General features: G+C 46.6%; 14 protein-coding genes. 7 read left to right on the forward strand and 7 right to left on the reverse strand.

What is annotated here, in order from left to right; translation table 11 throughout:
- Positions 1 to 68: 68 nt before the first annotated feature.
- Positions 69 to 215: a macro domain-containing protein gene (locus TSUB_RS22200; RefSeq protein ID WP_159064825.1), complete on the reverse strand. Its 147-nt coding sequence runs from the start codon at positions 213 to 215 to the stop codon at positions 69 to 71.
- Between the two features lie 55 nt (positions 216 to 270).
- Positions 271 to 2,991 (reverse strand): AAA domain-containing protein, encoded by a 2,721-nt coding sequence (locus TSUB_RS22205; RefSeq protein WP_087017997.1) that lies wholly within the window; start codon positions 2,989 to 2,991, stop codon positions 271 to 273.
- A 268-nt stretch (positions 2,992 to 3,259) separates the two neighbouring features.
- On the opposite strand from TSUB_RS22205, the gene TSUB_RS22210 reads away from it, so the two are divergent.
- Entirely contained in the window at positions 3,260 to 4,429 is a 1,170-nt protein-coding gene (locus TSUB_RS22210) for an acyltransferase family protein (protein ID WP_087017995.1), read from the forward strand.
- Between the two features lie 90 nt (positions 4,430 to 4,519).
- Here the strand turns inward: TSUB_RS22210 and TSUB_RS22215 are convergent, their stop codons facing one another.
- The gene (locus tag TSUB_RS22215; RefSeq protein ID WP_087017993.1) at positions 4,520 to 5,584 is read right to left on the reverse strand and encodes a hypothetical protein; all 1,065 of its coding nucleotides are present in this window, start codon (positions 5,582 to 5,584) and stop codon (positions 4,520 to 4,522) included.
- A 381-nt stretch (positions 5,585 to 5,965) separates the two neighbouring features.
- Here TSUB_RS22215 and TSUB_RS22220 point away from each other — a divergent pair, with 381 nt between their 5' ends.
- The 5 genes from TSUB_RS22220 (at position 5,966) to TSUB_RS22240 (ending at position 14,955) form a co-directional block, all read left to right on the forward strand.
- The gene (locus tag TSUB_RS22220; protein WP_087017991.1) at positions 5,966 to 6,520 is read left to right on the forward strand and encodes a class I SAM-dependent methyltransferase; all 555 of its coding nucleotides are present in this window, start codon (positions 5,966 to 5,968) and stop codon (positions 6,518 to 6,520) included.
- A 63-nt stretch (positions 6,521 to 6,583) separates the two neighbouring features.
- On the forward strand, positions 6,584 to 8,530 hold the full coding sequence (locus TSUB_RS22225) for a RecQ family ATP-dependent DNA helicase (RefSeq protein WP_087018022.1): 1,947 nt from the start codon (positions 6,584 to 6,586) through the stop codon (positions 8,528 to 8,530).
- Between the two features lie 510 nt (positions 8,531 to 9,040).
- Entirely contained in the window at positions 9,041 to 11,110 is a 2,070-nt protein-coding gene (locus tag TSUB_RS22230) for a TonB-dependent receptor (RefSeq protein WP_087018284.1), read from the forward strand.
- Positions 11,111 to 11,328: 218 nt separating this feature from the next.
- Positions 11,329 to 11,535, forward strand: coding sequence for a hypothetical protein (locus TSUB_RS22235; RefSeq protein WP_087018286.1), 207 nt, complete (start codon positions 11,329 to 11,331; stop codon positions 11,533 to 11,535).
- Positions 11,536 to 12,165: 630 nt separating this feature from the next.
- Complete coding sequence (locus TSUB_RS22240) at positions 12,166 to 14,955, forward strand: polysaccharide lyase family 8 super-sandwich domain-containing protein (RefSeq protein ID WP_087018288.1); 2,790 nt, start codon at positions 12,166 to 12,168, stop codon at positions 14,953 to 14,955.
- 59 nt (positions 14,956 to 15,014) lie between these two features.
- Here the strand turns inward: TSUB_RS22240 and TSUB_RS22245 are convergent, their stop codons facing one another.
- Positions 15,015 to 15,752 (reverse strand): substrate-binding periplasmic protein, encoded by a 738-nt coding sequence (locus TSUB_RS22245; RefSeq protein WP_159064833.1) that lies wholly within the window; start codon positions 15,750 to 15,752, stop codon positions 15,015 to 15,017.
- 267 nt (positions 15,753 to 16,019) lie between these two features.
- Between TSUB_RS22245 and TSUB_RS22250 the strand changes: the two genes are divergently transcribed.
- Positions 16,020 to 17,228 carry a tetratricopeptide repeat protein gene (locus TSUB_RS22250; RefSeq protein WP_087018292.1) on the forward strand — a complete coding sequence of 403 codons (1,209 nt, stop codon included), beginning with the start codon at positions 16,020 to 16,022 and terminating at the stop codon, positions 17,226 to 17,228.
- Positions 17,229 to 17,317: 89 nt separating this feature from the next.
- Here the strand turns inward: TSUB_RS22250 and TSUB_RS22255 are convergent, their stop codons facing one another.
- The 3 genes from TSUB_RS22255 to TSUB_RS22265 all read right to left on the reverse strand — a co-directional run bounded on the left by TSUB_RS22255 (position 17,318) and on the right by TSUB_RS22265 (position 22,325).
- Positions 17,318 to 19,342, reverse strand: coding sequence for a methyl-accepting chemotaxis protein (locus tag TSUB_RS22255; RefSeq protein WP_159064834.1), 2,025 nt, complete (start codon positions 19,340 to 19,342; stop codon positions 17,318 to 17,320).
- A 100-nt stretch (positions 19,343 to 19,442) separates the two neighbouring features.
- The gene (locus TSUB_RS22260; protein WP_087018296.1) at positions 19,443 to 20,585 is read right to left on the reverse strand and encodes an iron-containing alcohol dehydrogenase; all 1,143 of its coding nucleotides are present in this window, start codon (positions 20,583 to 20,585) and stop codon (positions 19,443 to 19,445) included.
- 825 nt (positions 20,586 to 21,410) lie between these two features.
- Positions 21,411 to 22,325, reverse strand: coding sequence for a hypothetical protein (locus TSUB_RS22265; RefSeq protein ID WP_221274604.1), 915 nt, complete (start codon positions 22,323 to 22,325; stop codon positions 21,411 to 21,413).
- Positions 22,326 to 22,661: the final 336 nt, after the last annotated feature.

Genomic DNA, 22,661 nt, shown 5'->3' on the forward strand with positions numbered 1-22,661 from the left:
CAATCATAGACACACTGAGTATATAATCAGCACGAGTAGGCAGGTGACTCGAAAAAGAGACGCGTCACCTACTGACGAGAGTAAGTCACGATGATTACTTCTATATCACTGTCCATTGCTTCTAGGGTCTGTTTGATGATGTTCAGCGACCATTGCTTGCCGCGATTCCCCGAGCCTGAACCAATCAAAGGTAAGGCGATGGAGTGGTACTGCACTTCAACTCTCCCTGTTTATATACAAGTCATGCTGGCAGTGTATTAAAGCGCGCCCTTAAATGTCTAATATTTCAGCAACTCTGTCGAGAATGACTCTGCGGTCGGTTTGCCAAAGGCGGTAAGGAACCAGTAACAGGTCTATCCCCGCTCTTTCTAGAGCCCGGTAAGATTCAATATCAAAATGGGATTCAAACTCGCCGTCGTAACCAATCAAATCGATACCCAGCACTTTCTCTTGATACTGACAAACAATGTCCACGGTCTGCCCGGCAATATTGAACCCGACCCAATTGGGAATGTTAAGCGTATTGAGTTCACTCTGCACCGCGCGCGTAAACGCGCAAACTTGCTCCGAGGCCTCTTGCACAGCAGCGATATCCTGATGGCTCGCATGTGAGTCTAAATAACGCCGAAACAAATTGTTATTAGGCAACGCCTCTGCGGGAAGCGAATGATAGACATGTTGCTGCTCTTTCGCGCGTGTAATCATGACATTGAACATATCTTCCCGATTGAGATAAGCAGCTGCTCGACCAGAATCACTGTCAATGGCCATTGAAATCAACATGACATCACGCTCTTCACCTTGAAATCCATACGGCGTAGCGACACGTATTTCAAACCCATCCATCACAGCAGGAGAAAACTGCTTATGTAGTACTCTTTGCAAGTACTCCGCTTGATCCCGGAACGGGGAGACGACGCCAAGCGTTGGCTGATAAGGGGCATCCGAATACTTGTCAACGTGGGCTGAAATCGCCCGCACAATCGCCTCGCACTCTGCGCTATTTTGTCCTCTCTGCGTTCGTTTTCCCTCCTTGATGAAGTGGAACTGTAAGCCATTCACTTTCTCGGGATGAGGTCGAGCCTGCATGATCTTCAACTGGCTGCCGTAAAATGCGAGATTACTAAATTCGATCAAACTGGCTCGACTTCGGTAATGCTCATCTAAAAAAGTGACAGATTGCTGCGAGGTAATCGCAGATGAAACCCAATCAAGCAAGGCATTCTCTCGATAGTCACAACCATCGTACAATGAAGCTGGCAACCCACAATGTTGCCAAAAGTGTTGCTGCTTACGCCGGGAGAGAAATGAAACATGGCGAAGCTGCTTGCTGTCTCCAACCACCACGGCACGCTTAGCACGATACAATGCCGGCATGGCGCTCGTGATGTCTGATTGGGTTGCCTCATCAAAGATTACCAGATCAAATAGCCCTTTTTGCAGTGGTAGCCCCTCGCTTAACTCATCACTGGTCGCCAACCAGATCGGCAGTGCAGACAGCAATACCTGAAAATCAGTTGCCGCTAATCGCTCCTCCTGCGATTTAGAATGGCGCGCTTTGAGCGCATCGGCAAACTGACTTAGCACCGCGCGATGAGACGATAATACCGCGTGTAACTGTTGCCCACGTTTTCGATTGATGTAACGACGCGCACTGGTTTGGTAAGCCTTGGTTGCTTCATTTAATTGATGTTGTGCTTGCCAAAGATGCTGTTCGCCTTTTAAATAGCGATACCAACGCGCCCGCCAGCGCTGATGCCACCGTCCCGCGCTCTCTTTACTCACAAAACGCGCGGCCCAAAGTGATTTTTCAAAACGCCGTGCCCTTTGCTGTAATCCCTGATAGCCTTTCGTCAGTGACTGAAACGCATCGTCGACACTCCCAGATTCCCCCATACCATGGAACAGCAAATCTTTGAGATAGGCGCGCAACGTTTTGTTCATGCCAGTTGCACTAGCGTGTACAAAGCCATTGTGAAGATCAAAGTCGCGGCGTAGTTTACTGCCGATCACATCAATTGCCTGCTCGGTCTTGGTTACGATCAACACTGACTCCCCTTGCAGCATACGGTCAATCGCCATCGCAGCAATGGTGAAACTTTTCCCCGTCCCCGGCGGGCCAGAGATCATACTCAAGGTTTCTGTTGCAGCACGACTGAGTGCATTACGTTGCGCTTCACTCAGGGCGTACGGCAACTGCTCACCGCGCGTCACGCACGTCTGCGTATTCTGAGGTGAAACTAACCGGGTTTCATCGTGGAGTTTTTTGTCGAGAAGAGCATGAATAGGCGCAGATAGCGCCCGACCATCACAAAGTTGTCGCATCTCATGCAAGATACCTCGTGCGCCACGCCCTCTTTCCGCCAACACAATCCGGCTTTCACACGTTAAGCGCATTGCCGATTTTCGCCTTGATGACGGAGCAGAAGATGCTTCCTCATCGGGAAGGCGCGGCCAATAGGCGAGTTGCTCTAAGTCATCGATGACCGTGTACTCACTCAACCACTGACTGATCAATCCGATTGTTGCTACAGAAACAGGCACCGTGATCATCGGGAATGATGCGATACAATCACTCTCTTTATCTGGCTTTAGCAACTGCCTCAACAGTGCTTCGTTGACTCTAAGTTCTTGTAGATCGAGTTCAATACACAGCGTTTGGGTGTCATCTCGGGTGAAATGCGCGGAGCAGAACAACAAAGGCCCTTCAATCTTGCGCTGAGTCGCGAGACCCGTTGACTGTTTTAAGGTGCCTTTGACCATCAGACTGGTATAGACCAAGCGACGCTCACGACGATAAGTATCCGTTTGCGACTGGAGTACCGTCGCACTTGGTACGGGCAGATAAGGCAGTTTCCCCGTCAGCAATAGCTCTTCGTTAGTAACTTGATAACGACGATCTTCCCTGATTCGCGAGACATTGCTTAAAGAGAGTTCACTGCAGTCTTCGCGATAACAGCGACGAAGATAATCCAAACAGCTTTGATACATAGATACGCCTTATCTTGCTGATATACTCAAGCTACCTCGCTGTATTCTATACATAAATACGCTGAATGTACCCGTCTACACCACAAAATCTGCCACCGTATCTCGTAGAACACGCACTTTTTACTCTAGCCACCACAGGATGCTTGAGCTGTCAGTTGGATAGATTAACAATTTTTAATTCAATGGACTGAAAGTTAATTAGGCTTCCTTAGCGCGCCGTTATAAGGTCATCACTCGGCTCCTTGCACCTGACCAATAAGGATATCTCATGGCCCGAGCTCTCCCTTTGCTCACTCCAATGCGCGGATTTGCAGCAATCATCGTCGCTTTCTACCATGCACGGCTGGTACTTTTTCCACAATGGAAAGGAAGCATTGCCGACCATAGCGCTTTTCTCGAAAATGGTTATATCTGGGTTGATCTCTTTTTTATGCTTAGCGGTTTCGTGATGATGCATGTATACCGGAAACAACTCGGTCATGGGTTGTCGTGGCGTGGGTTCGTATGGCTAAGGTTTACGCGCATTTATCCACTTTTTTTCGTCAGCTTTCTCGCCTTGTTTCTATGGGAGAGTTTTAAATCCTCTCACGGATTAGGCTTCTACGGCGGTCCGTTGATGGATGCATGGGGCGTCACGGGGATGACAGCCTTTCAAGGGCCGTTTAATCGCAGTGATGCCATTGTCGATAACTTGTTACTGATTCAAGCGGTCAGTACCCACTCTTTAAGCTGGAACATTGCCTCGTGGTCTCTCAGCGTCGAATGGCTCGTCTATTTACTTTTTCCACTTTCTCTACCGGCACTACTAAAGCCCGCCAAATCGACAATGTGGATCCCTGTTTTAATCTTCGTGCTTTACTACAGCATCATTGATCTGACAGGGACTTTAGATCTCACTGCAGGTATCAATGCGTTTATGCGTGGCCTTTGCGGGTTTGTGCTGGGATGCTGGCTGTATCAAATTCGCCTATCAACCCCGCTTAAAAAAGCTATTGATAACGACATCAGCCTCGCTATTGTCTGTACAATACCGCTAGTGATTCTTCATACACCACTGACGCAATCCAGTATCCTGTTCACCTTACTCAGTTTTGCGCTTGTCGTCTTAATTGGCGCGCATCAGACACCCCGTCGAACCATTGTATTCTCTGTACTGGATAACCGTGCGACGCGCTATCTTGGCGATATCTCCTATTCGATCTACTTGTGGCATGTTGTGATCGTACTCGCCGGTGTGGAGCTATCCCACTACCTCTTCCCCGAAACGGTAGCGGCATGGTTTTCTCGCACCGACACACTGTCAGGGGTTTTGGGTGCAAGTGTGTTCATCGCCATGACGCTTATAATATCGGCGCTGAGCTACCACAGCATCGAACGCCCGGCACTCAAACTGCTAAGGCGGCTAAAACAGACCTCTTTACGCAGCGTTTCTCAATAGAGATTAAAAACAAGCGGAGACTGCAAAACAAAAGGGGCCATCCTCGGCCCCTTGGTATGTGTGCATCGTTACTGACTGAGTCACTCGCCGCTAATAACTCGTATTCAATACCGCTTTATCTTTTGACACCTCCAACGCCTTTAGTGCCTCTTCATCGAGCGGCTCTCGCCACATCGCATACAAGGTCGCGTTCTCAATCTCAAAATGTTTACCCTCTCGTTCAACGGTGGTGTTACTTAGACCAACCGCGACGATGGTTGCATCACCATCAGGGAAAGCAATCGCTTCACGACGGTCAGCAAAAAGAAAACCTGCGGCCAGTAGATTCAATACGGCATCACGCACACGCTTGATGCCTAACATGGCGATCAAACAAAACATGATGAGGAAACCTGTCACCTGAGAGGCGGTTAGTAGCGTTGTCAACAACATAAAAACAGTAACCGCAAGAATGACCCGTCCCAAGACTCTTCGAGATGCTCTATCCTCCTCTGACAACTGCTGTTCATTAAGTCGCGTTGCACTAAAGGCAATGCCGCCTACTAAGACAATAACCGCGATCAAGATGATCGTACTTAACAAAGAAAAGACCTCACTGCCGAAGAATGAAAACAGTGCTGCGCCGTCAGATGGGATAACAACATAAAATGCAATCAACAACGCGAGAACATAAATAGTGTGAGAAAGAAAACTGCATGCTATCCGTGCCACATTTTTCACTAGGTCGCCTTTACCCACCACTTTTTGTAAACCCGCGAGCTCATCAGAATCACTAAAGCGTTGTAAGGCTCTAAAGCACCAAGCCCCAATTCCCATGAAGAAAGCAAACGTCGCCGCAGACAACCAAAAACGCCCGAGCAACACGTAATCACTGCGTGTAAACACATTCAAATTAGCTTCATAATTAAGCAGCTGAAAAATAGGCACTATTGAAGAGGCTATGATAGCCCATCCCACCAAACGTGTCGGTAGCTCAGACACTTTCTTGTTGTCAGGAAGTACTGGCAACACCAAGCGGTCAAAATTTGCGCGCTTTAACGTTCGTTTAATCATACTCGTCAGCAATAAACTCAGTACCAAGGCGGCAAAAGCCAGTAAGTACTGAAACCCATTTTGATCAATCAATAACCCTAAACGTTGCACAGCTGTGTCCATAACTTCTTTATTTCCTAAGATTGTTCCGCTCTTCCTATATCAAAACAGCGGTTGATGCCGTCATGACTAGGTCTATTTCACTCATTCGAAGACTCTAACCTGCGCAATGCCGTGCTCGCTATCGAGCGAACATTAATGTGAGAAACAGTTGGAGGAATCCTCACATCCCTTGCGCAACACTGCAGTAAAGAGCCTTACTCGATCGCATTTCTCCTTTTTAACGACGCAAATGCTCCAAAACCTAAATCAATGGCGCAGTCAGGCTATTACTCGCTGATAGCGGGGATGGCGTCAGACTGCGGACACTTGATCATCGTCATGCTGCTTTGTTTTATCTTGCGGGCAAAATAGCGGTTCATACGATTATATAAAGGGCATTTTATGGGCATCAGCTTTTCAGAACCCGAACGACTCACACTCATTTTTGATGCTGAACATCGAGAAGAGTGGCAACGCAGCTCAAAGATCCTTGAACGTTTGGACCTCTCGCCTACAAGCAAAATTGCTGATGTTGGCGCTGGCACCGGCTATTTCTCCAATCTCTTTGCGCAGGTAGTCCAAGCAGGGCAAGTGCATGCGATTGATTGCGAGCCGAATATGGTGGCGTTCATGCAGACTCGCTTCGACACCAAGGCTTTCCCACAAGTGAGTATTCATCAAAGTTTACCCGCAGACCCTTGCCTTCCTCAGGGATTGGATAAGGTGTTTATCGCCAATACTTATCGCTTTATCATCGAAAGAGATCAGTTCCTTCGTAATCTCCACCAGCAAATAAGCTCGGAAACACGTGTCATGTTTGTTGATCTAAAAACCGACGCGGCGCGGGTCTCACCACAAACGGTCATTCAAGAAGTTGAGGCAGCAGGGTTTGAGGTGGAACTATATGATACTGACAGTTGTCCCGATCATTACATTCTTGTTTTCAAGCAACAATAGATTCTAGCGGGATATATCCCAATGCTACACTGGCGTCATAATCCGCTACTTCGCTATGACGCCATGATTGAGACGACACTACAGAACGTATTTGGTTTTACTGCACTGCGCGATGGTCAAAAGGCAACGATCGATAAAGTGCTACAGCACAAGTCTTGTGCCGCCATCTTCCCTACAGGTTCGGGCAAATCTCTGTGCTATCAGTTGCCAGCGCTACATCTACCGCACCTTACCTTGGTAATCTCTCCCCTGCTGGCCTTGATGAAGGACCAACTCGCTTTTCTTCAAAGTAAAGGGATCGCGGCTGCAACGTTAGATTCGACGCAAACACCCGACGAAGCGCAAGCCGTTATCAGAGGCGTGACACAAGGCGAGATACGCATTCTCATGGTCTCTGTAGAGCGATTGAAGAATGAAAGATTCAGAGAAATGATCAAAAATGTCCCCATCTCAATGCTCGTTGTCGACGAAGCACACTGTATTTCTGAGTGGGGACACAACTTCAGACCTGACTATTTAATGCTGCCGACTTATCGTGCGCAATTTAACATCCCGCAAGTGCTGCTTTTGACTGCCACGGCAACCCCAGCCGTTATTCGCGACATGCGTGATAAATTTACCATTGCTGAGGACGATGTCGTTCTTACTGGTTTTTATCGCCCTAACCTCGCGTTAAATGTTATCGCGGCAGAATCAAACAAGCTGGCGCAGTTAACAGATCATGTTCTTCATGAGCCCCAGTCACCCACCATCATATACGTTACACTGCAACAGACTGCCGAAGCGGTGGCTTCGCACCTGATTCAGCAAGGTATCAATGCCGCAGCCTACCACGCAGGTTTAGAGAGCACCCAACGCGAACATATCCAAGATGCGTTCATGGCAAACCGTATCGATTGTGTGGTCGCGACTATCGCTTTCGGAATGGGCGTAGACAAAGCCAACATCCGGCGCGTTTTCCACTTTGATCTCCCTAAATCGATTGAAAACTATAGCCAAGAAATTGGTCGAGCCGGACGAGATGGTCTCAGCTCAACCTGTACCGTTTTCGCCGATCTCAGCGGTATCACGGTGCTTGAGAACTTCGTGTTTGGGGATACCCCTGAACGCAGTGCGATCGACGCACTACTTGCACAAATACCAGAGGCAGATTGGCACGTTAAGCTACATTCTCTCTCGAATGAAACCAATATTCGTCAACTCGTTCTCAAAACCTTGCTCGTCTACCTCGAAATGGAAGGCATTATAGAAATGGGCTTTAGCTATTTTGCTGAGTATCGCTTCAAGACCCTACAACCCGTTGAAGCGATTTTGGCGAAGTTTCAAGGGGAGCGACAACAATTCGTCGAGCAAATCTTCCGTGCCTCTCCCAAAGCACGTACTTGGCATCAAGTCGATTTTGATCGCTTGTGGCATGAAAGTCGTGGTGAGCGTAAACGCGCCATCCGCGCGCTTAACTATTTTGAGGAATTAGGTCTAATTCAACTCGAAACCAAGCAGATGACTGATGTCTATCATGTTCGTCAACCGCATTTTGACCGAGACATGGTAGCGTCGACACTCACTGCACTGACACAAACTAAAGAGCAGGCTGCAATCGAACGTATTGACGAAATGGTCCAGTTTTTCAGTAGCGAACGTTGTCTATCTTACCGCTTAGCGGACTATTTTGGTGACACTCAATCACCTCGCCAACCCACGGGGTGTGGACACTGTAGTGTTTGTCTTGGTCAACCTGCCGTGCTGAACCAACCAGAAAACACGACATTGGCTAGTGCCACCCAAGTGATTGATTGGTGTCAGCCACTGATTGCCGCAGCCTCAAAACACGAAATCACAGTGACAGAGACGCTGCTTTGCCGTTTTTTGTGCGGGTTAACGACGCCGTTTTTCACCCGACTTAAAGCGCGGCAAATGGTGGGGTTTGGTCAATTGAGTGCAATGCCTTTTCGTCAATGCCTCGCACTCATTGAGTCATCTTCAATCTTATCCAACGCTACCATTAACTAAATATACTCAAGCCCGCAATTAATTCGCGGGCTTTGCCTATGCGTTCAATTCAAAAAATTATGCGATATCGTCAGATTAATATCGACCCGCTTCAAAAAAGCTATAAAAGACTTAACAAAGATCGAAATGAAATAACCACAATTTCGCTAACCCATTAAAACAGCATCAGACTAATTATGCGAAAAGGTCATTTTCCTATTCTAAATGCTCAATGAAGAATTTCATTAAATTATTGATTTTTAAGAGTAAAATAAAACCACCATTTTGTAAATGATAACTCTTTACATCTACACACTGCTTATATAGAGTGTGCGAACAATTCACATAATGAATAATTTATTAATAACCATAATATCGCAGTGATTAACCTTGCCTAAAAAACAGCTTTAGATTATTGTAAAAATATTAAGAGAATCTTTACCCCTATTTCGCCCTCTTACTATTCACTTCAATATCTTTGTTTTTTACTGCAAGAAAACTCGCTCGCTATTATAAAGAGGATTCGTTTACATGGCAGTTAAAAGCTCGACCCCTTTTCGATTAACGCCTCTCGCTACCTATATGAGTGCGGCTATGCTCAGTGCATTTGCGCCCATTGTGGTGGCCGAAAACACCGCGGAAATTCCCGTTGTCACTGTTTACGGCGAGAAAACCACCCGCTCTATTTATGATACCAGCGCCAGTGTCAATGTTTTCGACGCTGATACCATCGCCAACACCCCAAACGCGACTGAAATTGCCGACCTAATGCGACTGAATCCCGCCATCGTCGATGTAGGCACGGGTAACCACTTACCGGCAATTCGAGGCATAGACAGTTCAGGCCCCTCCATTGGCGGGCTTGCGACTTTTGCTGGTATTAGCCCACGCTTAAACCTCTCTATTGATGGGCGATCACTCAACTACTCCGAGATTGCCTTTGGTCCGAGATCGCTGTGGGATATAGAGCAAGCAGAGATCTATGTTGGACCACAAAGCTATGTCCAAGGGCGAAATGCCATTGCCGGTGCCATCGTCATGAAGTCCAAAGATCCTACCTATCATTGGGAAAGTAGCGTGAAAGGGGCATTGGGAGAGCATGATTACTCTCAAACAGCGGCAATGATTTCTGCCCCTATTGTCGAAGAGCAAGTCGCTTTTCGTCTCGCCGTTGATCAGCAAAAACGAGAGAGTCACGTCGACCTAGCAACGTATGAGCCTGTGGGTAATTCCGGTGAGATCGAGATGACCACCGCCCGCGCCAAACTGCTTATCGAGCCGACCGCCGTCCCACAGCTTCGCACTGAATTCACGATTAGTTATATGGATACCCGCTCCCCACAAGGAGAGTACGAGCTCGATCCTAACGGAAGACCCGGTGCTCAAATGGATGAGTACCGACCTATTTATACAACCGATTCACTGAGCACAAGTTGGGATCTTAGCTGGGAGTTTAATGATAACGTCACGTTTGAAAACAACATGACTTACTCCGATTTAAGCTTCAACCGGATGACTCGACCAGGCCCACGACTCGCTGATTTTGATGCGGATGGAGATGAATACCATCTTGAACCACTGATCCGCTATCGCAGTGACGACGATCGCATTCAAAGTTTGGCTGGCCTTAGGTATTACGAATCAGAGCAGGATGAAGCTTACTTGAACGCCATTGGTAAACACCCGATGAAGGATGAGACAGAAACGAAGTCCGCTTTCTTCGAAGTGACCTACGCCGCCTCTCCCACTATCGATATCACAGTCGCAGCACGATATGAACGTGAAGACCGTCGCCGCCTCGTTGATGCTTCAATGAAAGGTCGCAATGGACTGCTATTCATCAACGTCGATTATGATGAAAGCTTCAGTGCCTTCTTGCCTAAGCTCGATATCGCATGGAAACCTGAGTTTGGTCATACGCTAGGATTCAAAGTCGGTAAAGGCTACAACGCTGGTGGTGCGGGGATTTCTCTGATCGGTTTTGTCCCCTACAAATTTGAAGAAGAGACGGTATTAAACTACGAGCTTTATTCTCGTCATCGCCTCGATGATGGGAAACTGCAGTTAACTTCGAATATCTTCTACAACGACTATGATGACATGCAGCTAACGCAACAACTCGGTCCTCGAGACGTCATTATTCGAAATGCCGAGAAAGCCACCACTTATGGTGCAGAGTTTGGCGCGCAATGGATGCCAAGCTATCACCTTGAGTTCTTTGGAAACTTAGCCTTGCTTAGAACTGAAATTAAGAAGTTTAATGATCCCGACATCGAAGGAAACAAATTTGCCCGAGCACCGGAAGCTTCAGCGACCTTTGGCACGCGCATCAACTTCTTAGACGATTTTGATTTCTCTGCGAATGCACGCTACACCAGTAGTTACTACTCTGGTCATGCCAATAACCCCGAACATAAAATTAGTGGGTATTGGGTTGCTAACACCCAGTTAGCCTACCAGTTCGATCAGGGTCGTGCCGTCTTGTTCGTCGAAAATGTCTTTGATGCTGATGACAACACAATGATTTTCAACGGCAGTGCGGCGACCCCATTGAAAGTGCGTCCACGCACCATTGGCGCATCGGTTCAACTAGACTTTTAGGCCTTCGCCGCAACGGTTAACGGTAGCGTTTCCTGTTAATGACAGGAAACGCTTTTCTGTTTTGACTAAAAAAGTTAAAAAACATCTCACCGGGGGCGGGTTTTATTCCACGAAAAACTCGGTGGAAAGTGAGGTTTACCCTTAGTTTGCAGTAGACCTCTTTATGCAACCATAGTATCTTAAGCCCTCAGTTTACATGGAGTTATGGAGTATCAGGAATGCCTCTCGTTGCCTGCCCTGTTTGTGAAAAAGACGTGTCGAAACGCGCCCACAATTGCCCTCACTGCGGTGAGCCCGATCCAGCGCGCTATCATACGCGTAATGCGTGGTTAGGCCGACTATTTTGGCTGTTAGTGTTTGCTGGTGGCGCCTATTACGTTTGGCAAGTTATCGTACCCATGGTCATCGATCTCTTCAATCGCTAACCACTTTATTCTCAAACCACCTCGAGATACTTGTCCAGCGAGAACTTCTAGGCTTGTCAGCAAGACTTTGTTTTAAGGTTCTAGTGGGCTAAACCAAACAACTTTAACGACGGTGGCGAGCTAAGCAAACTCGCCACTCAGTTTGATGCAACCCAGAAATAAATCATCTCGATAAGTTAAGTGTCTTTCAAACCTAGCTTAACTTTAGAATTCGTACTCGGCCTCAACCTCTCACTAATGAAACAAACCCCGGTCTCAGCTATTCACATTGACGCAATAGTGTGCTGATATTAATAGCGATTGCTATTTCATCTCAGGAAAATACTTCCAAAGGTGCAGATAGACAATGTAGTAATGCTCCCTCCCCGGTTGTCTCATCCATTGCAAAGGGCGGGGCTCGGGAGCCCCTTCTTAATCAATTCGCATCCCGTCTCGTATACTCAATATGACCTCGAATGCACACCCCTCTTATTCATTATTCAACCTATTGAGCATTCGCCAAGTAAAACACTGAGCGCCGTCACATTCACAAGACTAATGACTTTTCAATAAACAATCACATCAGTACCATTAATTTATCGAAACAATATTTCAATATTAAAAACATAAAGTTTCATAAAAGGACTGCCCGTGAAAATACTTCGATACTCTCTACTCGCTACTTCTATTGCACTCACCTTTGGTTGCTCGATTGAGGGCAAGGCTGATACCACACCAGCCCCCAATGCAAACCCTCCTGTCACTGCTCCCGATGTTCACCCTGGTGACCACTTCGTCGTACTACAAGAAAGGCTGTTACCTGACCTAATAGAACGCGAAGTCAGCAACTCGAAAAAGAAAGGCTTATCGCTTCAGGCCTATGCAGATCAACATTTAGCAACGCTCGCGGCAGACGGAAGCTGGCCTGATCTAGACTACACAAGCCAAAGCCCGACGAACTGGCCACCAGCAAAACACCTTGCTCGTATGCGCGTGATTGCTGCGGCTTACCAAGACTCTCAATCAGCAATCTATCTCGATGCTACCATTAATGCGCTAAACCACTGGTATAGTGTCAAACCAACCGCACACTGGTGGTGGGAAGATATCGGTAAGCCACAAGCATTAGGTCGTGTCTCTGTCTTGCTTGGCGACGCGTTACCAGATAACTTACGCCAAGAGGCTGTTGCCATTTTACCCACTAAAGTCGCTTTTGCGCCGAACCTACCGCAGTTAAAAATCACAGGTGCAAACCGCACAGATATCGCACTGGCAGTCATCTATCATGGCTTACTGGATAACAAAGCAGAACTCGTGGGTGCTGGCTTAAAAGACATTGAAGCGACCATTGAAGTCACGACTGGCGAAGGTATCCAACACGACTACTCATACCAACAACACGGACCACAGCTTTATGTTGGTGGTTACGGTGAAGTCTTCTTTAGTTCCGTGGTGAAGTGGGCAGACTTCGTCAATGACTTGCAGTGGAAATTCAGTCAAGAGAAGCTGGATATTCTTGCCGACTTCTATCTCGAAGGCACACGCTGGATGACCCGCGGCAAACACCTTGATTACAACGTAAAAGGCCGTTCACTCACGCGCGAAGTCAAGGTATCTGAGCCTGCAACCACACCTCAGCTGATCAGCAACAACACTGATATGGATGTGATCGCAAAGTTATCGCCAAGCCATGCCGCAGAAGCCATGGCATTTAAAGCCCATGTTCACGGCGGTCCATCGGGTATCAATGGCTTCAAGCATTACTGGCGCAGTGACTACTCCGTGAAAGCCGCGGATGGCCACTTCTTTGGCATTAAAATGAACTCCCAACGTACCAAACCGACAGAGAGTGGTAATGGCGAAAACCTGCTGGGCTACTGGCTTGGTTTCGGCAGCACAACACTGATGCAGCGTGGTGATGAGTACCTTAACATTTTCCCTGTATGGGACTGGAAACTCATCCCAGGTGTCACCGCACCAGAGTTCGAAGGCTTACCTGCGGACTGGGGCCGCATTGAGCAACGCGGCGTGAGTTTTGTCGGCGGCGCAAGTAATGGACGCTATGGTGTGACCACCATGGATATGAACCTTGATACCGCTCCAGAGCAAGGTAATCCCTTTAATACTCAAGCGAAAAAATCTTGGTTTAGCTTTAAAGATGAAGTCGTTGCCCTCGGTGCAGGGATTAGCTCGACACATGAAGCAAACGTCAATACAACCATTAACCAAACCTTGCTGAATGGCACCGTCACCGTTGATGGTAATGGTTTAGCAAAGGGTGACCATGACATTAACAGTGCATCTTGGGTTCACCACGACAATGTTGGCTACGTTTTTCCAAACAATGGGGCACGTTTCGTTTCTAACAAGACGCAATCGGGGACATGGAAGCGCATCAACAATGGCCAATCTGATGCACTTGTAGAGAAAGACGTGTTTACACTGCGTATTCCTCATGGAACCCAACCTAACAACGGCGAGTACGAGTACATCATTGCCTTTGAGCAAAGTGCCGATGATACACTCGCTTATGCGCAAGCCTTGCCAGTGGATGTGCTATCGAACACTGCAGAGATTCAAGCCGTGCGCCATAATGGCCTAGGTATTACCAGCATTGTCTTCCATACCGCAGGCGATCTCGCTCTGAATAATGATCTGACGCTCTCCGTCGATGAACCTAGTGTCGTGATGCTAGAGGGCAGTCTCGACAACCCAATGATCACGCTTTCAACACCGGGCAAACGCTATGCTGAAGTGAATGTGACCCTTAGCTCATCAATGGCTCATACGCGCTCAACCGCCTATGTGGTAACGCCGGGTAAAGAGAGCCAAACCGGTAACTCGGTGCGCTTTGCGTTCTTCAAAGGGCAAAACAACCCTGAGCTTCTTCAAGAGCTGGCAGAATATAAGCTACTTCCAAAAGAGATCAAAGTCTTCCAAGACAGCCATGTCATTAATGGTGGTAACGCCAACAAAAACTTTGGCAACTCAAGCTACATGCCAATCCGTAACGGTGGTGCCGGGTTCTGGAGAATGGGTGTTGTCTCACTGGATATTTCTGCTCTCGAAGGCAAAGCGGTGAATAGTGCGTCATTGAAGGTATTTGCACGCAATATCGACACAAAAACACGTCCTTCTGGTGACTTAACGGCAACCTTAGCCCAACCAGGGAACTGGGACGAGCGCAGCATTACCTTTAATAACATGCCCGCGTTTGAAGGCCAGCCAAGTGCAACGCCAATCTCCGTCACGGCAGAAGGTAAAGAGCAATGGCATAGCTTAGATATCACAGAGATAGTCAATGCCAACCTCGATCAACAACGTCTTGACTTTGTTTTGCACTTACCTGACCAATCTGACCGAGTGAGTTATGTCAGCCTTGCGACAAACCAGTATCAAGGCGGAAAGTATGCGCCGCGCATGGAGTACACACTGAAATAAATCGAGTTTAAGGTGTCAAAGCCGACGGTCTCGTCGGCTTTTTTCATTCTCTATACTTTTCACTCACTATACTCGGCCCAAAGCTGCGCATACGTCCCGTCTTGCTTTAACCCATCTAGCGCGTGTTGCAACTTCTCCACTACCTCATCCGGCGTCGCTTTGTTCAGTGCCAAGTAGTAACTGTAGCGCTTATCTAACATCATCACTTTCTCTACAACGTCTTTTGATTCACCCAACTCTTTTAGCCGTTCTGACATGGTCATTTCAAGTGAAGAGATAAGATCGACGCGCCCACGCAGCAAGTATCGTGTGAGGACATGTTGATGGGGGGTTTTGTCAATTTGAAACCCTAATGATTCCATGTACAGCGTGTCTGCCGATTGATTATATCCACCAATGCGATAGCCATGAGCATCTTCCAAGGTCTCTAGCTGAATATCACGACGAGCGCGAAGTTTGTAAAGCCACATTGTTCTGGGCGCAAGCGGCCCAACCCACTTAAACAAATTTTCTCGCGCTTCATTACGTACGGTCATGAATAACGCGCTGTTAGCTTTGTGGATGGTATAGTTATACCCCCTCGCCCATGGCAGCATTTGTATACTGCCATCTTTGATACTCACTCCAGCACGCAAAAACATCGCCTCCACGAGCTCAACACCAAAACCTTCTAGCTGCCCTTGCTTACCCACGTATTGAAATGGACGGTAATCCTCGGTGATCAATGCCAGTTCTGTCTCTGCAACTACCTCGCAGACAAACAAGCCCAATAGCCCCACCAAGAAACGATTTTTCATAGCGTCAAACGACCTCCCAGATGCCGACTGTTTCCAGATGCCACTCTCCATTCAGGCAAACAGTATGCACTGCAATCTGTATTGAGTTTTGAGATCACAGTAAGCTAGATATAAGCAACTAAATTCACTTCCTCTTTTGTTGAGTATAGCTACCAATTATCCCCTTCAGTAATTGATCACCCCAACGACATCTTGTTATCTTATCGCTCACTTTAAGGGTTGCTTTGGCACCTTGACGTTAAACTAAACGGATTTTGGAAAGACGCTTTGACTATCGACTCAACTCTCACTCGCTCAGCCGGACTAGATGCCTACCATAACAAGCGCTATCACGACGCTTTCCCTTTGCTGTTAACTGAAGCCAGACAAGGAGAAACGGAAGCGCAATATGCACTTGGCATGATGTTTAAAGAGGGCAATGGTATTGCACAATGTGATGCCAGCGCAGCGATTTGGATTCGGCGAGCCGCAACCAGCGGGCTTGGTGACGCACAAAGTACCTTAGCCAGCCTCATCGAGGAAGGATTGACGTATGACGATACCCCTTGGTCAGAATCTATTACCTGGTACAAAAAAGCGGCCGAACAAGGTATCCCAGATGCCTTGGTAAGAATGGCTGAACACTATAATACCGGGGAGTATATCGCAGAAGACAAAGCACTCGCCCTCGAGTATCTTCACCTTGCTGCCGCGAAAGAAAATTACGGCGCTACCTACGAGTTAAGCCATGCCTATGGGAAAGGCCAGTACGGCGCTGATATTGATCCAATTAAAGCCAAAGATTGGCGGCATAAATCGGTAGAACTTGGCTGTCGATCGATTGGCTATGTCTTGGCTGATGCGATTTTAACAAAACAGCCAGAAGAGCGCACCGATGACGAGATTACCGAAGCTTTAACGTATTTAAACATCGGCATGTCGCGTAACGATAACATAGCCACTCTTCATCTGGGCCAGTTTTACCTCTATGGCATCGGCGTTAACATCGATCATTACAAGGCTTATGACTTATTTCGCCAATCTTATGAAAGTGGTGAATACCACGCCGCTTATTGGTTGGGTCATATGAAAACCTCCTCATACCCTGATGCCACCCCGCCTTGGCAGCCCGATTTCCGCGAAGGAATTCGATGGGCAACCATTTTCGCAGAAAAGGGGAATAATCCAGACACTCAGTTCTACCTTGCAGCCAACTATGTCGCGGGAAGAATCATTGAAAGAGATACAGAGAAAGCTATCTTTTGGCTAATTAAAGCCGCTGAAAATCGACACCCTCGAGCGCTTGGACTACTCAGCACATATTACGAAGAAGGCATCTATGTAAACCGTGACACTGAAAAGTCTCAGTATCTTAGAGAAAAAGCGATCGAGTACGGATACGAGTTCCAAAGCGTCCCCCTCTTTGCTCGTCTGACTCGCGCAGCCTATTGTGCCCTTGTTCGTTGCTTAAACGAGTTATCATCGACGCCGCGTTAGCTAGCAACCTTTAGACGCTTGGTTAATGACACAGGCTACATATACCGCCGCGCTCCACAGCACAATGTAGCGCGGCGAATATACTCACCTCAAGATGCTTTACGGACTTGATTTGTCGAAAAGCTGATTATTTGGTTTAAGGTATCCACCTCTTTGTCAATGCGAACCATCTCTTCCTGTACAGCTTCTATATCCACGATGCTCGATGCGATGGCGGTTGATGCTTGATTTGATGTCGTAATCAGGGACAGCATATCCTTGCTCAACGACTGCGATGAGTCATTGACGATATTCATCACCGCCATCATCTCTGATATCGCGGATTCAATGTCCGAAATAGACACAAAAACCTCTGTTACCGTGCGTCCCGTTTCGCTGAGGCTGTTCTGAGTATTCAACGACAGGCTTCTTACCTCATCGGCCACAACGGAAAAGCCACGTCCATATTCACCTGCTCTGGCCGCTTCAATCGCCGCATTCAATGCCAATAAATTGGTTTGCTCTGCCAAGTTGTTAACAACATTGAGAATTTTCTCGATCGTGTTTGAGTTGAGCTTCAACTGCTCAACGCTGCCACACAGCGCGGCCTGTTGCGTGGCTTGATTTTGTGCATCTTCAGAAAACTGCGTTAACTGATCTCGCATTGTGTTAAGCACGGACGTGGTGTTATCGGTATAAGAAGCAATACAACCAAAGTTTTCTAACAGCTGTGCCATCAAGCTTTTATAGTTGACGAGGCTTTCAATAGCGCGCTGTTGTAACAGCACCACTTCTTTATAACTGTTAAGTTCAGCTCGCGTGTAGTACGCACTGAAATGGCTGTAGTAGGCAGCAAAGTTATCCGCATATTCATCAGTAAACTGGCTGCTATCTTCGACTTGGTAGAAAAACAATGCTGTCAGAGTCTCATTTTGATGGACACCCAGCAATTCCCCAAAGGTACTAAACCCTGCGACGGATGGAACGCCTTCAAAAGCCCGCGCTTTAGGCAACGCAGCACTGTTTTTCAAGCGCCTTAAAATGCAATCATTAGCAATCATCGCAAAGGGTTTTACGCCCTTGTTAGCAGAAAATGCGCGATAATCTCGATTTAATGACGCTTCAAAATCAGACGCTCGCATTAAGTAAAGCCGTTCACCAAAGTTAAGATCGCAAAAGAAACTGATGGTGCCCTTCTCGATATCAATACCAGAAATTGAACGAATAAACATTTCGTTGCCAATCTTTACCCCAAATGAGTAACTGGCCAAACGTTGTTCTAACTCAGGAGCCGCACAATTAAAGTGCTTACAAAGCAGGTCAACGGGCGTCACAAGATGCATCGCATCATCGATAACACTCTTCACCACACGTTGAACCGGGTCTGCATCAGCCACAGTGAACGACATCGCTTCAGCCGTGAAGTTGTGCGATTTGAGGACGCCGTAGCGTATCCCCTTGCGCAGCTTGATAAATGCTAGACAGGCACTATTCGCAACAATCTGCCCGTTTAACGCAACTTGAGCTTGAGTAAAATCGAGTTTACCGCCAGCTGAGCCACCCACGAAGTAACACGGAAAGCGATTGTTCTGATATAGCGCCTGCATAAAAAAGTTTTCTGCACCGCTGAGGCCATCAAATAGTGTCAATGCCAAGGTGTCTTTCGCATTAATGTCAAATGGCACAGAGACGTTACTTAACTGCTTCGCGATTTCATCCACCCTTGCCGCGACCGGACTGCCTGATGCCATACCTTGCGCAAAGCTTAGGTTGATTGATGTGGTGTAGATCGCTTCTACCATCCCGGCGGAGTAACTTTGTAAAACAATATTATCCCACTGTCCCTCAGCGCTGTGGTACAACGCAGATTGGCAATGACTTAGCTCACCGGCTGTCATAACAGTAATCACTTGCTCTACTTCAGGTAATGACTCCTTAATTCGTCGAGTAAGAGCAGAAAAATTTAGATGTGGGGAAATATAGGCGATAACTAACTTCGTTTTATGATGCTTAAAGACTAATTCTTCCAACGCGTTTCTAGATATACGTTGACTATTACACTGTAGTGTTTTGCTATAAGGCTCATCGACTAACGAATTCCCCTTTTTGCCTACACGTTTAGTAAAATTAAACATAGAGAGTTCCATTATGACATTGCTCGGTAGGGTAAAACGAAAAAAGCAAAGTTCATGATGAACTTTGCTTATTCTCAAGTAACCTCAACGACAAGGCGACTTATAATTGTCCGTAATAGGCTTGCTTATAAATTTCTTTAACACATTCAGCGGTTGGCGTACCTGGATTCGTTAATGTGCACGGATCGTTAAATGCATTTTCACTCATGCGATCCAATACCGCTAAGAACTGTGCTTCCGTGATCTCAACTTCGTCGATATCTTTAAATGCAGTGGGAATATTCAATTTATGGTTAAGAGTAAGAATCGCATCTTCCAATGAAGAAAGGCCCAAATACTGCTCCATCTCTGCATACTTGTCTGTCGACTGCTTATTGTACTTGATGATGTATGGCAGCAAGATAGCATTCGCCAATCCATGGGTAACACCAAACTCGCCACCAATCTTGTGTGCCAAAGAGTGCACTAAGCCTAGCGAAACATTTGAGAATGCCATACCCGCGAGTGTAGACGCATTGTGCATGTTATCACGCGCTACCATATCGTCACCGTTCTCGAATGCATTCGCGAGATTTTCAAACACCAGCTTGGTCGCGCGCATAGCCAATGGATCAGAGTAATCATTTGCAGCAATCGATGCGAACGCTTCTAGCGCATGGGCCATGACATCCATCCCTGTGTTCGCTGTGATATGTGGCGGCATTTTCGCAGGCAATGCTGGGTCCACAATCGCAATATCTGGCACGATGTGCTCCGATACGATAGGGTATTTAACGTGTTCAGCCACATCAGTAATCACTGAAAATGCAGTGATTTCAGACGCGGTACCACTGGTTGAAGGAATGGCAATGAACTTCGCTTTGTTACGCAGTGCAGGCATCGCGCCAACGGGAATAATGTCTTGGAACGTCAGCTCAGGATGTTCATAGAAACACCACATGATTTTTGCCGCGTCCAGCGCAGAGCCACCACCAATCGCCACAACCCAATCCGGCTGAAACGCTTGCATCATCTCAGCGCCTTTCACAACAGTTTCCACTGATGGGTTCGGCTCTACCCCATCAAAGACACAAGATTCGATATCCGCTTTCGCAAGCATCTGTTGTACTTGATCGATAAAGCCAAATTTCTTCATTGAGCTACCGCCGGTCACGATAACTGCTTTACTACCCTGAATATTTGCAAGCTCTTGCAACGCGTTCTCGCCAAATGCGATATTATTTGGGATTTTGAACTTATTCATTATCACTCCAAAAAATAGTTAAAATTTCAAACCAAAAGTCTGGATCCAAATCAGGGTTAATATATAGAACATAAATAACGTGCTATATACACTCACGCTATCTCTATATGCATGAATATATTCCACCGGGCCTAGAGAACACGCTCAGAAATAGTCTCTGAGAAAGAGAGCTCACCTTTTAGAATAATCAAAAACAACACCACTGACTGAATTTATGGGCAGTACGTTACACGATGTCGACAGCAATTCAAATGGAATAAACTTGATCTTTAGACGATAAGAGCTTTATTGTTTGCAAGAAATGAGATTTTGGGACTTATTTCACATTAGAAAAAAATGAACTTTTAAATAGCTTGTTTTACACTAAGAGAGCAATTGTTAAACTCATCACTAGAATATCAGGATAGTCATTCGATCAATCTTGAAAATAATATTATCAGGAAAAACTCACACCAAAACAATGATCAAACAAGATAGGAACAATAAATTAACAATATACTCAAGCCACATCAAGATGCTTGTTCAGCGAGAATTTCTAGGTTTGCCATCGAGGCACTGCTTTGAAGGTCTAGTCAACTACATCAAAAAGCAGTAACAAAGGTGGTGAGCCTAGAAAACTCGCCCTTCGGGAAGCGACTAGCGCCCCGATTTCTGCGTTAAAGGTGTTCGAAAGGGGAAAGCCATTCCTTCGCACCTTTGCCTTGAACTCAACGCGCTAGTCTGCTTCTGAATCCTGCATCTTGAGGTGGCTTGAGTATATAAAGCTCTCTGAACATGCCCTCTAAGGTAGCGTGAGGGCATGTCTTAAAACCTTAACCTCTAACGTCAAGCGCTTCTTCTGCGCAGCAACCCACCAGCAAGCAAAGTCAGTAAAGTAATGAAACCAATACTTCCCCCAGAACCCACTATGTCATCGGTCAACGCCGCCCCTGCATCATCACACTCCCCTTCGCACTCAACGGGTAACTCAGGTTCACAATCCCCGATACATTCAGGTAGGTCTTTGACCTCATAATTGAGAAGTACATTACAGTAACTCCCATCTTCTAACGTACAAGCTTTATCGCTCGGTTCATAGCAGTCATTCCATGTCGAATGATCACGACAGATAGCCGCCATTGACTCATACTTCTTATACGTCAAATCACAAGCTACATCGTGATCACTGCCTGGCTCGGCAGGACAACGAACGAACCAATTTTGATCGATAAAGTTGAGCCACGACTGATAAACCGATCTTGCTGGTTGGTAATCGAGAAGTGTTAATTCTTCCGATTCTACTAACAGATGAGGATGTGTAACTACTTTAAATACACTCTGCCCTTGTTCATGAGCTACTTCAAACTCAACGACTTTGCTTTTTAAGTTGCTCAGGGTTAGATCTTCGGGAAGTGGAGTGTTTCCCAATGTATAGGCTTTAATAATAAAATTTACATCCGGGTTTTGGGCGACGAGTTCATCCAATACCGTTGGATTATCTTCAATCACACCCTTTTGTAAAGTACCAGTCAGTGCATTTCGATCACTATGGCTGACTGAGTCCGATGTAAGATAAACTGCAAAAAAAGCTGCTCTCCCCATAGTGACAGTATCTGTTACCTCATCTCCACATAACTTTCGAAAGCCAGCGAGATTACCGTCTGCAATGAGCTCTGCAGCCGTATCTGAATATATAGGAAGATCGATAGGTCGAGTTTCATGTTCAGCTATCGTAACATCAAAGAAGATCGCTGGTGGCATGCCAAGCTCTTGATAGTCCTTAAAGGCTTCGAAGCGATGTTGATAATATGAGGCATTTTTATCAATATAAACATTAAGCTTACCATCAAAGATTTTTTAAGGTGAGAGAATTTATTAAGCTGACCAACAATGACTTTTTTACTCGACACATTACCAGCCACCACTTCCAAATCCATGTTATTATAACACAAGGAGGAAACATGACTTCCTGTAACTTTATTGTAGCCACTATAGACGAATTCAGCCCCTGGTATTTCTGTAGAGAATGCCTGAAACGAAGTCATTGCCAATAACGCAAGCATCACTCCTCTCTTAATACTTATCATGATTAAACCT

This window comes from Thaumasiovibrio subtropicus (assembly GCF_019703835.1).
In the GTDB taxonomy this organism is placed as follows: Bacteria; Pseudomonadota; Gammaproteobacteria; order Enterobacterales; family Vibrionaceae; genus Thaumasiovibrio; species Thaumasiovibrio subtropicus.